Here is a 13,035-nt window from a genome sequence, read left to right as displayed (position 1 = left end):
TATGACGTTCTTGGCCCTGCCATCTTCGTGCCCTTCTGTTGGGCCACAAAGTGCGGTGCGGGCGGCGGGGCGCAAAGCGGATGTGATGCCGGGCGCAGTGTGGTATTTCTCGTCCCGCAAGCCCGCCGGTGAGGGGTGCACCCGCAGCGGGAGGTGACAGACGATCGCCGCCGCGTCAAAGGAAATGGGATTTCGGGCAAGACGTCATGAGCGGTCATTCACTCAAGAGATTGTCCCGATGGTTCTTAAGACGATTGTCCTTCTCTGTTCTTCTGGAGAATTTGACCGACTCGCCGGCGAAAGCCGCCGTGAAGGACTATCGATTGAGAATTCGCGGCAATACGCCGGACATGGGGACGCCGGGGGTCCTGTTCTGCGGCTGTGACGACGGCTATTACAAGAAATTTGCATCGAGCTTCCTCCTGTCCGCCGAGCAGCTGGCCGAACCGCTGCACATCCATATCCATCTGTACGGCCCCAGCCAGGAAACCCTCGACCACATCGACCGGATGCGCCGGTCGATGTGCCATGTGAGGCTGTCCTTCACATGGGAGGACGATTCCTACCGGCGGCTGTCGCTGCCCGGGCCGGTCTATTTCTCGGCGGCGCGGTTCCTGGTCCTGCATCATCTGCTGCTGGCCTGCAAGGCGCCGATCCTGTGCGTCGACATCGACGGCATCGTCCGCCGGCCGCTGGGCCAAGTCTTCAGGATGATCGAGCGGGCCGACGTGACGCTGCATTTCCGGCTGGGCGAGCGCCGGGTCTGGCGCCGGGTGATGGCCGGCGCCGTCGGCGTCAGCCATTCCAAGGAGGCGCTCGGCTTCTGCGAGAAGCTGGCATCCGCCGTATGGCAGGCGCTGCACATGCGGCCCAGCGACCATATCGACCAGCCGGTGATCTACTACCTCTATGTCATCCGCCGGCGGCTCAAGCCGCGGATCCGGTGGCAGCACATGCCGGCCGGCCTCGTCGACGTCGCGTTCGGCGAGAACAGCTTCATCTGGTCGGCGAAGGGCGCGCTGAAGGAGGGGGCGGCCTTCTCCCGCGCGGCCTCGGCGCTCGAAGCGAACTACGCGCTCGACCTCGAGCAGCCCCATGCCATCTATGCCGAGGCTCGCGGCGACGGCACGCATGGCTAGAATTTTTGTCTTCTGGGGCGTGTCGATCGGCAAGCCCGGGGCGGCGCTCGCCGAAGGCGCGGCGCGCCTCGGCACGGTCCATATGAGCACGCCGACCCGGTTCGAGCCGGACGACATCGCGATCCTCTGGGCGCCGTTCCGCGGCACCTTCCGCAGCGATATCTATCGCCAGATCCGGGCGGCGGGGGGGCGGGCGATCATCGGCGAGAACGGCTGGCTGTCCCCGATCCAGGGCCGGAAGTACTTCCAGCTCGCGCTGCACGGCTGGAACGGCACCGGCGACTTTCCCGCCGGCGACGGCAGGCGCTGGGACTCGTGGGGCGTGCCGCTGCGCGACTGGCGGCGCGACGGCGACAGCATCCTGGTGGTGGAGCAGCGGCCGAAGGGGATCAATCTCGACCCCCGCGCCATGCCGCCCGGCTGGGCGCAGAGCGTCGCGCCCAGGACCAGCCGCAGGGTGGTGCGGCGGACCCGGTTCACCGAGACGCCGCTGGACCGGCAGCTGGACGAGGCCTTCGCGACGCTGACCTGGACCAGCACGGTCGCGATCAAGTCGCTGATCCATGGTGTCCCGGCCTTCTATTGCGGACCGCACATCAATTGCGGCGAGCTGATGCGGCGCGGCCTCGAGGTCGACGATCCGATCTACCCGGACCGCGAGCCGGTGTTCCGCCGTTACGCCTGGATGCAATGGACCGAGGACGAGATCCGGTCCGGCGAGCCCTTCGCGCGGCTGCTGTCGCTGCCGCATGACGGCCGGCCCGAGATCCTGATGGATCCCGATCCGGTCCCGTCCGCCTGGACCGTGGCCGGAAGGGTGCGGGCGGCCGTGGCGGGGCACAAGCCGCTGGCCCGCATCGCCCAGCGCCTGATCGGATAGGAGGCTTGCGAATCGCCGGTTCCGGCGGATCAATCGTCCGATCTGTGCGTTGTCAGGGCGCCCGGGCGGATGATCTCGGGCCGTCCGAGGTCTCCCGCCGTCCATGCTGTTCAATTCCTACGCTTTCATTTTTCTCTTCCTGCCGCTGACCTATGCGCTGTGGACGGTGGCGCGCCGCTTTGCCGGGGTGTCCTGGGCCATTGCCGCCCTCCTGGCCGCATCCCTGGTGTTCTATGGCGCCTCCGCCCATCTCGAGCTGCTGCTGCTGCTCGCGGCGATCGTTCTCAACCACCATCTCGCCGGGGTGATCCACCGGCACCGCCTGACGCCGCGCGGGCGGGCCTGGATGCGGCTGGCCGTGGCCGGCAACCTGCTGTTCCTGTTCGTCTTCAAATACACCGGCTTCGTCACCCAGACGGCGGCGGATGCTTTCGGCTGGCCCGCGATCGCGATTCACATCGCCCTGCCGATCGGCATCTCTTTCTACACGTTCCAGCAGATTGCCTATCTCGTCGACGTCGCGCGTGGCGAGGGCGAGCCCTGGCCGCTGCCGCGCTACGCGCTGTTCGTGGTCTTCTTCCCGCATCTGATCGCCGGCCCGATCGTCCACCACCGCGAGCTGATCCCGCAATTCGCCAGCGGCGCCAGGACGGCGCGGCTCGACGATCTGGCGATCGGCCTCTCGATCTTCACCATCGGCCTGGCCAAGAAGGTGCTGGTCGCCGACAGCTTCGCCCTGATCGCCTCGCCGGTGTTCAACGCCGCGGCGCAGGGGGCGCAGCCCGAGCTGCTCGACGCCTGGGCGGCGGCGGTCGCCTATGCGCTGCAGATCTATTTCGACTTCTCGGCCTATTCCGACATGGCGATCGGCCTCGGCCGGATGTTCGGCATCCAGATGCCGATCAACTTCGCCTCGCCCTACCGGTCGCTGTCGATCGTCGAGTTCTGGCGGCGCTGGCACATCACCTTGTCCCGCTTCCTGCGCGACTATCTTTACATCCCGCTCGGCGGCAACCGGCGCGGACCGGCGCGGCGCACTCTCAACGTCTTCGTCACCATGCTGCTCGGTGGAATCTGGCACGGCGCCGGCTTCACCTTCATCCTGTGGGGGGCGTTGCACGGCCTGCTGATCGTCGCCTGCCAGGCGTGGCGGGCCAGCCGGTTCCATTTGCCTCTGCCGGCCGCCCTGGCCTGGCTTCTGACCACGGCGACGGTGATCCTGGCCTGGGTGCCGTTCCGGGCCGCCGACATCGCCACCGCCGGCCGAATCTATGCCGGGCTGTTCGGCTTTGCCGGGGATCTGCACGCGCCGGCGCTGGACTATGCCCCGTCGGCGACGCTGGAGACGGTCCTGGGCACGCTGCACCCGGGCGTCGCGTGGAATGTCTGGCTGTCCCTGGGGGCGGGGGCGGCCGGCCTTGCCGCGTGCCTGTGCCTGCCCAATATCCAGACGCTGTTCCGGCGCTACGGCGTCGGCCTGCCGACCCGCGGCTATGCCGACGGGATCGAGCCGCCGGCGCTCGGCCGTCTCGTCCCGGCGTGGCGGCCGCATCCGGTGGCCGCCGCCACCATAGGCCTCCTGCTCGCCGCCTGCATCCTCAAGCTGAACGATGTCTCCGAATTCATCTATTTCCGCTTCTGAGGCGCGCCGCTACCTGCTGACCGGCGCCGCGGCCGCCGTGGCGCTGGTGGTCGCGATCTGCGCGCTGTCGCTGTGGGGCATGCAGAACGGCCTGTCGGAATGGCGGGAATCCGAGCTGCTGCGGTACCAGATCGAAAAGATCGAGGAGACCCGGCAGGTCGACATCCTGCTGGTCGGCGACAGCTCGCTCGGCAACGCCATCGACGCAAGGGACTGGAGCCGCCGGCTCGGCCTCTCGGTCATGTCGGTGCCGCTGGTCGGCACCTATGGCTTCGAAGGCACGCTGAACATGCTCAGGCGCGCGGTGCGGGAAGCCCGGCCGCGGGTCGTCGTGGTGATGCAGACGCTGGACATGATGCGGCGCAAGCCGTCCTGGCCCGGCGCGCTCTACACCGCCGAGACGCTGGGCGACCTCGCCGACGTGCCGCCGCGGGAGATGCTGACCTCCCTGGCGACCTGGGACATCCCGGCCGGGATGCTGAAGGCGGCGGCGATCGGAGAGGCGATCGACCCCGCCATCGCCCGGATCGACTATGTGCCGCAGAACCCGGCCCGCTTCGGCGGACCGCTTTATCCCAGGACCTATGCGCCCGACGCGGTGCGCAAGGATGCGGCGGCATCGCTGCGCCGCATCGGCGATTTCTGCCGGCAGCAGGGCCTGACCTGCCTTTACGCCAGCGGCCCCTATCTGAACCCGCAATGCGCGGACTCCCGGGGCTATTCCGCAGCCGTCGCCGAGGCCGCCCGGAAGGCCGGACTGACCCCGGTGGCGGGAACCCCGGTCTGCATGCCGCGATCCGATGTCGGCGATTCCGAGGATCACGTGAACCCGTCTCGCCGGCCGCAATACAGCGAGATCCACCGGGCGCTGATCCTGGCGGCGATCGAGGGCACGGGCGTCGGAATCCGGCGCCGTCCCGTCTCCGGCCCGGGCACCTGAGCACAGGCTTGCCCTGTTCGGCGAGTTGTCGGATACCGATCTGTAATATGGGATCGACGCCTCGCTTCTTCGTCTATCTGCCGCAGGGCGACCGCAAGCCGTGGCGCGAATGCATCGCCGCCTGCAAGCGCTTCGGGCCGGCCGCGGCGGAGCTGCCGGAGCGGTTCGGGCCCGAGGACGTGCTGATCACGTGGTCGCCGTTCCGGCTGTCCAAGCGCTGGGCGGCGGTCCGCGATGTGCGCGCGGCAGGCGGCCGGGCCGTGATCCTCGAGAATGGCTGGCTCTCGCCACCTGGCGGCACCCGGTATTTCCAGTTCGCCCTCGACGGCTGGAACGGCACCGGACGGTTTCCGGACGGCGGGCCGTCGCGCTGGGCGGCCTGGGGCGTGACGCTGCAGGACTGGCGGCGGCAGGGCGGGCATGTCCTGGTCCTGGGCCAGAAGGCGCAGTCGATCGGGGACGCCCGGCGAATGCCGCCGGGATGGGCCCAGAGCCTGCGCCTCCAGACCCGCCGGCCGGTGCTGCGCCGGATGCCGGGCGCGGCGCGCCCGCTGGAGGAGGATCTGCGCGGCGCCTGGTGCACGGTGACCTGGACCAGCACGGCCGCGATCAAGGGCCTGATCGCCGGCATCCCGGCCTTCCATTGCGGCCCGAACACGCTGTGCCCGGAGCTGTCCAAGCCCGGCCTGGACGTCGAGGCGCCGATCTACCCCGACCGGCAGCCGGTGTTCGAGCGCCTCGCCTGGTGCCAGTGGAGCCCGGCGGAGATCGCGACCGGGGAGCCGCTGGCACGGCTGCTGGACCTGCCGCATGACGGCGCCCCGGTGCGGCTCGAGGAACCGGCGGCGGTCCGACCGCATTACACGCTGCTCGGCCGCGTCCGCGACCTGGCCCTGCGCCTGCCCGGGGACCATCCGGTCCGCCGCCGGCTCGGCATGTCCTGACGCCGGGGTCAGCGGCGCATGCGCATCTTCATCGTCCTCGGCGACCCGCCATCCGCCGGGCAGACCAACGTCAAGCCCTATGACGAGGTGGCGGCCGGGGCGCGCCGGCTCGGCCCGGTCACGATCGGCATGCCCGACCGCGACGCCGGCCCGGACGACGTCCTGATCTGCTGGTCGCCTTTCCTCGGCACGGACCGGCTGGCGGCCCTGCGCACCATCAAGGCGGTCGGCGGCCGCGCGATCGTGATGGAGAATGGCTGGCTGTCGCCGATCGGCTCGCGCCGCTTCTTCCAGGTGGCGCTGGACGGCTGGAACGGGGAGGGGCGGTTCCCGCCGGGCGGGCCGGAGCGGTGGCGAAGCTGGGACGTGCCGATGCGGGATTGGAGCCGCGGCGGCGAGCATGTCCTGATCATCGGCCAGAAGCTGAAGGGGGCGGACCAGGATTTCCGGCGGATGCCGGAGGGCTGGGACTACAGCCTGACCCTGCCGACCCGGCGCCCGGTGGTGCGCCGGACGCGCAAGACCACAGTGCCGCTCGACGAGCAGTTGTGCGGCGCCTGGTGCACGGTGACCTGGACCAGCACCGCCGCGATCAAGGGGCTGATCGCCGGAGTGCCGGCCTTCTATTGCGGCCCGACCCTGATCTGCCATGAGCTGTGCCGGCGCGGCACCGATGTCGACCACCCGGCCTATCCGGAGCGCGAGCCGGTGTTCGAGCGCCTGGCCTGGTGCCAGTGGACGCCGGAGGAGATCGCGACCGGCGAGCCCTTCGCCCGGCTGCTGGACCTGCCGCATGACCGGGTGCCGCAGGCGATCGCCGAGCCCTTCACCCTGCCGGCGGCGGTGACGCCGCGCGGGGTGCTGCGCGAGCAGCTGGACCATGCCCGCCGGCGCTGGCGCCGCCGGCTGGCGCGCTGGAAGAGCTGATCAGCGCCCCGGCCGCCGGGCGGCGAGGCGGTCGCGGATGATTCCGGCGATGCGGCCGGCTTCGTCCAGCGGCGTGTAGGCGTAGGGCTCGATCGTGCCGGTGAAGGGCCGGGTCACCCCCAGCGTCTCCTGCATGTCGCGATGGAAGCGGTGGAACTTCCCGAGATAGGGGCCGGGCGTCTCGTCCAGCGGGATCGAGAAGACCGGCGTTCCGGTCGAGGCCGCCTCGCAGGTCATGGTGATCGAGTCCACCGTCACCAGCACGGCATCGGCGATCGCGAGGAATTGGAAATAGGGGTTCTCGCCGGTGCGATCCCAGACGAAGCCGCGGTCGCCGGCCAGCGCCTGCTGCAGCCGCGGCAGCACGGCGGGGTCGGAGCGGCGCGAGGTCGTGACCAGCAGGCTCCACCCCTCGGCTTGCAGCCCGCGCAGCTGGGCGACGATGGCGTCGATGCGGTCGGCGGAATAGCCGTAGCCGGGGTTGGGGCCGCCGATCATCACCGCCGCCCGGCGGCCGGGCAGGGCGCCGAAGCGCTGCTCCGCCGCCGCGCGATGACCGGCCACCAGCGCCGCGTCGACGCGGTGCGGCGACCCCACCATCGGCAGCACGTCGTCGCGGCCGTCGAACTCCGGCCGCCAGTCGTGCCGGCCGACGAAGCACAGGTCGAACCGGTCGAAACCGACCGTCGGGATCTGCAGATGCACGGTGAAGATCGACCCGCCGGACCGGCGGGTGGCGGCCATCACCGCCGGCTCCGCCTGGCGGCCGCAGGAGATCGCGAGATCCGGCCAGGGCGGCCGGATCCGGTTCAGATGGACGTTGCGGATATGGGTCCAGCGGCGGTTCAGGCGCCGGGCCAGCCCGGTCTTCGCCGGATCGGGGCGCTGCACCAGCCGCGTCTCGGCCGCGACGCCCAGCTTCTCCGCCACGCCGCGGCACTGGGCGATGGTGCCGGCCTTGCTTTCGCTGACGATCCAGCAGCGGAGCGCGGGGCTGTCGGCCGGGTCGGTCAACCCCAATGCTCGGCGACCCAGGGGGTGGGGCGCACATGCTTCGACCAGCGTCCCGGCCAATGGCCGCTGATCGCGTATTCCGGCTTCGGGTCGCCATGGAACACCACGATGCGGGCCCCCTCGGGGCGGCGCGGGGTCATGAACCAGTTGAACAGGCCGAACGGGCCGCCGGGCATGCAGTGCTTCTTGAAGCTCCGGCACCAGGCGTCGGGCCACCAGGTGATGTCGCCGATGTGGTCGGAGACATAGGTCTGCGAGTTGCGGTAGCGCGCGAAGATCTGGCGGTGGTTTGCGACCAGGTTGTCCAGCACGTCCTGATGGGCCCCGATCTCGAAACGGTAGACCGAGGTGTTGCCGACGCGGCGGTCCGGATGGGTCCAGTTGTGGATCACGCAGAACCGGCCCGGATGGTCGAAGAACGGGTCCAGGCTGTCGACGATGACGATGTCGAGGTCCAGGAACAGCGTCGGCCCCTCGAGGTCGCCGAGCGGCTGGCCGAACAGCGTCACCTTGCGCCAGGGCAGGTTGCGGTGCGGCTCCGGCACCTGCAGGACCGGCATCGGGAAATGCTCGACCTCGGGCGCGAGCCCGGTCGGATCGTCGGTGAAGCAGACGAAACGGTGCGGCCGCGCCAAGTTGCGGCTGACCATCGACTTCAGCCGATTGACGTATTCCGGCCCGTATTTCGGGCCCCATTTCGCGCAGATGACATTGACCATCGAGATATTTCCGTTCGCTCGACCGCCGAGTTAGCATGCGGGTCCGGTCCGGCTCAAGCGACGTGCCGCCGCGCCCGGCGGGTCGGCCATCCCTGCATGGCTCCCTTCACCCGTCTCGAACTTGCCTTTGTCCGGCAACATTCCCAATTTCGGCGTTGAACGAATCCCGATCCCCCGATTTCCTCCGATGAGCGGATTGCGCGACAGACTGAAACCACTGCGGAAGGCGTGGCCGCGCCTGGTGCGGACATATGTGGTGCATCCGCTGCAGGCGGCCCTGGCCTACAGCGCCTACGGGCTGCTGCGCTGCGTGCCGATCGAGATGGCCTCGAACATCGGCGCCTGGGCAGCGCGGACCATCGGCATGCGGATCGGCGCCACCCGGCACGGCGACCGCAACCTGCAGCTGGTGATGCCGGAGCTGACGGCGCCGGAGCGGCGCCGGATCCTGGCCGGCATGTGGGACAATCTCGGCCGGGTGATGGGCGAGTATCCGCATCTGCGGGCGCTGGGCCGGGCGGAGACGCGCCGGGCCGACCGGATCATCGTCGAGGGCGCCGAGAACTACGAGGCCGCGCGGGCCGACGGCCGGCCGGTGATCATGGCGCTGGCCCATTACGGCAACTGGGAGGCCGGCCCGATCGTGGCCACCCGGCACGGCGCGCCCCTCAGCATCTTCGTCCGGCCGCTGAACAACCGGCTGGTCGACCGCCTGGTCCGCGGCGTGCGGCTGTCGCTGGGATCCGAGCTGCTGGAGAAGCGCATGGCCGGCAACGACGCCCGCCGGGCGCTCGGCATCCTGCGCAACGGCGGGGTGCTCGGCGTCATGGTCGACCAGCGCTACACCGGCGGGCTGAAGGTGCCGTTCATCGGCCAGGACGCGCTGACCTCGCCCGCCGCGGTCGAGATGGCCTACCACTTCAACTGCGCCCTGCTGCCGATGCGGGTGGAGCGCACGACGGGCGCCCGCTACCGCGCGGTGATCGACCCGCCGCTCGACATCCCCCGCACCGGCGACCGCAAGGCCGATGTGGAGGAGGGCGTGATCCGGCTGAACCGCGTGGTCGAAGGCTGGATCCGCGCCCGGCCCGAGCAGTGGCTGTGGCTGCACAAGCGTTGGCGCCTGACCCCGAAGCGGCCGATCAAGCCGCCGCGGGTGATGCGCCAGCCCTCGCCGTCGCAGGCGGCATGAGCCGGCTGCCGTCCGGGCCGCTTGACAGGCCTTTCCTGCCCCTTACAGTGCCTCGCCCTCTCCGGACGAAAGAACGTGGATAGACAAATGGCCGAGGTGTCGAGCCCTGGCGGCATCGCCATCACCCTGCCCGACGGCGCGGTCAGGCAGTATGACCGTGCGATGTCGGGCGCCGACATCGCCGCGGACATCTCCAAGAGCCTGGCCAAGGCGGCGATCGCCATGACCTTGGACGGGAAGCTCGTCGACTTGGCGACCGTGGTCGACCGCGACGCCAAGATCGGCATCGTCACCCGCAGCTCGCCCGAGGCGCTGGAGCTGATCCGGCACGACGCCGCGCATGTCATGGCCGAGGCGGTGCAGGAGCTGTATCCCGGCACCCAGGTGACGATCGGCCCGGCGATCGAGAACGGCTTCTACTACGACTTCGCCCGCGACGAACCGTTCACGCCCGACGATCTGGAGAAGATCGAGGCGAAGATGCGGCAGATCATCGCCCGCAACGCGCCCTTCACCCGCGAGGTGTGGGACCGGACCGAGGCGATCGAGTTCTTCAAGGACAAGGGCGAGAAGTACAAGGCCGAGATCATCCAGGACCTGCCGGAGACCGAGACCATCTCGATCTACCGCCAGGGCGAATGGCTGGACCTGTGCCGCGGCCCGCACATGCCGACGACCGGCGGGGTGGGGCAGGGCTTCAAGCTGATGAAGGTGGCCGGCGCCTATTGGCGCGGCGACCACCGCAACGCCATGCTGCAGCGGATCTACGGCACCGCCTGGCGCGACCAGAAGGAGCTCGACGCCCATCTGCACCAGCTGGAGGAGGCGGAGCGCCGCGACCACCGCAAGCTGGGCCGCGAGATGGACCTGTTCCATCTGCAGGAGGAGGCGGCCGGCAGCGTGTTCTGGCATCCGAAGGGCTGGACCCTGTACCGGACGCTGGAGAACTACATCCGCGAGAAGCTGGCCCGGGCCGACTATGTCGAGGTGAAGACGCCGCAGCTGGTCGATTCCAGCCTGTTCAGGGCGTCCGGCCACTGGGACATGTACGGCGACAACATGTTCAAGGTGGCGATCGGCCAGAAGGAGGACGGCTCGCCGGAACGGCTGGCCGGCATCAAGCCGATGAACTGCCCCTGCCATGTGCAGATCTTCAAGCAGGGCATCGTCAGCTACCGCGACCTGCCGATCCGGATGGCGGAGTTCGGCAGCTGCCACCGCAACGAGCCGTCGGGCGCGCTGCACGGGCTGATGCGGGTGCGGGCCTTCACCCAGGACGATGCCCATATCTTCTGCACCGTCGAGCAGTCGGTGACGGAGTCGGCGCGCTACATCGCCCTGCAGTACGAGGTCTATCGCGACCTCGGCTTCCCGGACGTGGCGGTGAAACTGGCGCTGCGCCCCGATGTGCGGGCCGGGTCGGACCAGCAGTGGGACATCGCCGAGCAGGCGCTGCGCGACGCCCTGGTGGCGGCCGGGCTGGAGTTCGAGGAGCTGCCGGGCGAGGGCGCCTTCTACGGCCCGAAGATCGAGTTCCACCTGACCGACGCGATCGGCCGGACCTGGCAGTGCGGCACGCTGCAGTTCGATTCCGTGCTGCCGGAACGCCTGGACGCCACCTATGTCGGCGAGGACGGGGCGAAGCACCGGCCGGTGATGCTGCACCGGGCGATCCTGGGGTCGCTGGAGCGCTTCATCGCCATCCTGATCGAGAACTATGCCGGCAAGCTGCCGCTGTGGCTGGCGCCGGTGCAGGCGGTGGTCACGACCATTACCAGCGAGGCCGACGGCTATGCGCGGGAGGTGCATGCGGCGCTGCTGAAGGCCGGCATCCGCGCCGAGATCGACCTGCGCAACGAGAAGATCAACTACAAGGTCCGCGAGCACAGCCTGAAGAAGGTGCCGCTGATGCTCGTGGTCGGGAAGCGCGAGGCGGAGAACCGGAGCGTCGCCCTGCGCCGCCTGGGCGGCGAGGCGCAGGAAGTCCTTGCCCTGGGCGAGGCGCTTCATAAACTTGTGGAAGAGGCGCGATCCCCGTTGACATCCACGAGGGGGGAGGTGCAGACGGGGGCGCAGCAATTGACGGAGGCTATCCATAGCTAGACTACCCACGAATGCCCTGCCGACCCGCGAAGGGCCGAGGGTGAACCGCGAGATCGACACGGCCCAGGTCCGGCTGGTCGGTGCGGATGGCGAGATGATCGGCGTCGTGCCCCTGCGCGAGGCGCTGTGGGCTGCGGAGCAGGCCGGGCTGGATCTGGTCGAGATCTCGCCCAACGCCGTGCCGCCGGTCTGCAAGATTCTCGATTACGGCAAGTTCAAATTCGAAGCGCAGAAGAAGAAGAACGAGGCGCGAAAGCGGCAAAAGGTCATCGATGTCAAGGAGATCAAGCTCCGCCCGAACATTGATGACAATGACTATAACGTGAAGATGCGCAGCGCGCGGCGCTTCCTCGAGGAGGGCGACAAGGTCAAGGTGACCATGCGCTTCCGCGGGCGTGAGCTGGCGCACCAGGAGATCGGCATGAACGTGCTGGTCAAGGTGCGCGACGAGCTGCAGGACCTGTCGAAGGTCGAGCAGATGCCGAAGATGGAAGGCCGGCAGATGATCATGGTGCTCGCGGCGAAATAGCCGCGGGCGCGCATGCGGACGGTGCGGTCCCGCAGCCTGGTGCGGGGCCCTTTTTCTGGCGTGATGGTCCTTTTGGCTTGGTGATGGGCGGAGGCGGGTATGCGGATCGGCGTCGATCTCGGAGGCACGAAGATCGAGGCGATCGCCTTGGACGATGCCGGGACGGAGCTGCACCGCCAGCGCATCCCGACGCCGCGCCACTATGAGGGCACGGTCCAGGCGATCCGCGACCTCGTCGGCGCGGTCGAATCCGCGGTCGGCCAGCGCGGCACGGTCGGCGTCGGCATGCCCGGCGTGCTGTCGCCCCAGACCGGCCTGGTCAAGAACGCCAACTCCACCTGGCTGATCGGCAAGCCCTTCGACAAGGATCTCAGCGCCGCGCTCGGCCGCGAGGTGCGCTGCGAGAACGACGCCAACTGCCTGGCGGTATCGGAAGCGACCGACGGCGCCGCGGCGGGGCTGGGGCTGGTCTTCGCCGTCATCATCGGCACCGGCACGGGGGCCGGCATCGCCGTCGGCGGCCGCGCCCATCGCGGCGGCAACGGCGTGGGCGGCGAATGGGGCCACAACCAGCTGCCCTGGGCCACGCCCGATGAGCTGCCGGGCCCGGACTGCTATTGCGGCAAGCAGGGCTGCCTCGAGACCTGGATCTCCGGCACCGGCTTCGGCAAGGACCATGTCCGGGTGACCGGGCAGGAGATCTCCACCCACGAGGTGGTGGCGCGGGCCGAGGCGGGGGACCCGGACGCCTCGGCCACGCTGGAGCGCTACATCAGCCGGCTGACCCGCGGACTGGCCCATGTCGTCAACCTGCTCGATCCCGACGCCATCGTGCTGGGCGGCGGCATGTCGAACGTCGCGCGCCTTTATGACGAGGTGCCGCGGCGCCTGCCGCCGATCGTGTTCGGCCGGGAATGCGCCACGCCGATCCTGAAGGCCAAGCACGGCGACAGCAGCGGCGTCCGCGGCGCCGCCTGGCTGTGGCGGCAGGGCGAGACCGGCTGAC

At 69.4% G+C, this 13,035-nt stretch carries 12 protein-coding genes; 10 read left to right on the top strand and 2 right to left on the bottom strand.

All coding sequences use genetic code 11. The annotated features are described in order from the left end of the window. Nucleotides 1-281: 281 nt before the first annotated feature. From LG391_RS11945 to LG391_RS11920, 6 genes are all read left to right on the top strand, one after another. Nucleotides 282-1,139 (top strand): hypothetical protein, encoded by an 858-nt coding sequence (locus LG391_RS11945; RefSeq protein ID WP_225768234.1) that lies wholly within the window; start codon nucleotides 282-284, stop codon nucleotides 1,137-1,139. Further along, a complete protein-coding gene (locus LG391_RS11940; RefSeq protein WP_225768233.1) occupies nucleotides 1,132-2,019 on the top strand; it encodes a hypothetical protein in 888 nt (295 codons plus the stop codon). The genes LG391_RS11945 and LG391_RS11940 overlap by 8 nt, the downstream gene beginning before the upstream one ends. Nucleotides 2,020-2,122: 103 nt before the next feature. After that, on the top strand, nucleotides 2,123-3,661 hold the full coding sequence (locus LG391_RS11935) for an MBOAT family protein (protein ID WP_225768232.1): 1,539 nt from the start codon (nucleotides 2,123-2,125) through the stop codon (nucleotides 3,659-3,661). Then, a complete protein-coding gene (locus tag LG391_RS11930; protein ID WP_225768231.1) occupies nucleotides 3,630-4,601 on the top strand; it encodes a hypothetical protein in 972 nt (323 codons plus the stop codon). Before LG391_RS11935 ends, LG391_RS11930 begins: the two co-directional genes overlap by 32 nt. Nucleotides 4,602-4,648: 47 nt before the next feature. Beyond that, entirely contained in the window at nucleotides 4,649-5,545 is an 897-nt protein-coding gene (locus tag LG391_RS11925; protein ID WP_225768230.1) for a hypothetical protein, read from the top strand. Nucleotides 5,546-5,563: 18 nt separating this feature from the next. After that, nucleotides 5,564-6,472 carry a hypothetical protein gene (locus LG391_RS11920; protein WP_225768229.1) on the top strand — a complete coding sequence of 303 codons (909 nt, stop codon included), beginning with the start codon at nucleotides 5,564-5,566 and terminating at the stop codon, nucleotides 6,470-6,472. Here LG391_RS11920 and LG391_RS11915 read toward each other — a convergent pair whose 3' ends face one another. Together LG391_RS11915 and LG391_RS11910 are read right to left on the bottom strand one after the other, a co-directional pair. Then, entirely contained in the window at nucleotides 6,473-7,486 is a 1,014-nt protein-coding gene (locus tag LG391_RS11915; RefSeq protein ID WP_225768228.1) for a mitochondrial fission ELM1 family protein, read from the bottom strand. Further along, nucleotides 7,483-8,205, bottom strand: a complete 723-nt coding sequence (locus LG391_RS11910; protein ID WP_225768227.1) for a glycosyltransferase — start codon at nucleotides 8,203-8,205, stop codon at nucleotides 7,483-7,485. The genes LG391_RS11915 and LG391_RS11910 overlap by 4 nt, the downstream gene beginning before the upstream one ends. Nucleotides 8,206-8,401: 196 nt before the next feature. Here LG391_RS11910 and LG391_RS11905 point away from each other — a divergent pair, with 196 nt between their 5' ends. From LG391_RS11905 to mak, 4 genes are all read left to right on the top strand, one after another. Further along, nucleotides 8,402-9,397 carry a lysophospholipid acyltransferase family protein gene (locus LG391_RS11905; protein WP_225768226.1) on the top strand — a complete coding sequence of 332 codons (996 nt, stop codon included), beginning with the start codon at nucleotides 8,402-8,404 and terminating at the stop codon, nucleotides 9,395-9,397. Between the two features lie 87 nt (nucleotides 9,398-9,484). Further along, entirely contained in the window at nucleotides 9,485-11,500 is a 2,016-nt protein-coding gene (gene thrS / locus LG391_RS11900; RefSeq protein WP_225768225.1) for a threonine--tRNA ligase, read from the top strand. After that, complete coding sequence (gene infC, locus LG391_RS11895) at nucleotides 11,493-12,029, top strand: translation initiation factor IF-3 (protein ID WP_225769339.1); 537 nt, start codon at nucleotides 11,493-11,495, stop codon at nucleotides 12,027-12,029. Before thrS ends, infC begins: the two co-directional genes overlap by 8 nt. 99 nt (nucleotides 12,030-12,128) lie before the next feature. After that, nucleotides 12,129-13,034, top strand: a complete 906-nt coding sequence (mak, locus tag LG391_RS11890) for a fructokinase (RefSeq protein ID WP_225768224.1) — start codon at nucleotides 12,129-12,131, stop codon at nucleotides 13,032-13,034. Nucleotide 13,035: the final 1 nt, after the last annotated feature.

Source organism: Inquilinus sp. Marseille-Q2685 (assembly GCF_916619195.1).
In the GTDB taxonomy this organism is placed as follows: Bacteria; Pseudomonadota; Alphaproteobacteria; order DSM-16000; family Inquilinaceae; genus Inquilinus.
The sequence above is the reverse complement of the archived record's forward strand: the minus strand, read 5'-3'. Positions and strand labels throughout refer to the sequence as shown.

Bases quoted from the DNA above. Each gene is read 5' to 3' on its own strand.
- LG391_RS11940 (WP_225768233.1), top strand. From the start codon at position 1,132: ATGGCTAGAATTTTTGTCTTCTGGGGCGTGTCGATCGGCAAGCCCGGG.
- LG391_RS11935 (WP_225768232.1), top strand. From the start codon at position 2,123: ATGCTGTTCAATTCCTACGCTTTCATTTTTCTCTTCCTGCCGCTGACC.
- LG391_RS11930 (WP_225768231.1), top strand. From the start codon at position 3,630: ATGTCTCCGAATTCATCTATTTCCGCTTCTGAGGCGCGCCGCTACCTG.
- LG391_RS11925 (WP_225768230.1), top strand. From the start codon at position 4,649: ATGGGATCGACGCCTCGCTTCTTCGTCTATCTGCCGCAGGGCGACCGC.
- LG391_RS11920 (WP_225768229.1), top strand. From the start codon at position 5,564: ATGCGCATCTTCATCGTCCTCGGCGACCCGCCATCCGCCGGGCAGACC.
- LG391_RS11910 (WP_225768227.1), bottom strand. From the start codon at position 8,205: ATGGTCAATGTCATCTGCGCGAAATGGGGCCCGAAATACGGGCCGGAA.
- thrS (WP_225768225.1), top strand. From the start codon at position 9,485: ATGGCCGAGGTGTCGAGCCCTGGCGGCATCGCCATCACCCTGCCCGAC.
- mak (WP_225768224.1), top strand. From the start codon at position 12,129: ATGCGGATCGGCGTCGATCTCGGAGGCACGAAGATCGAGGCGATCGCC.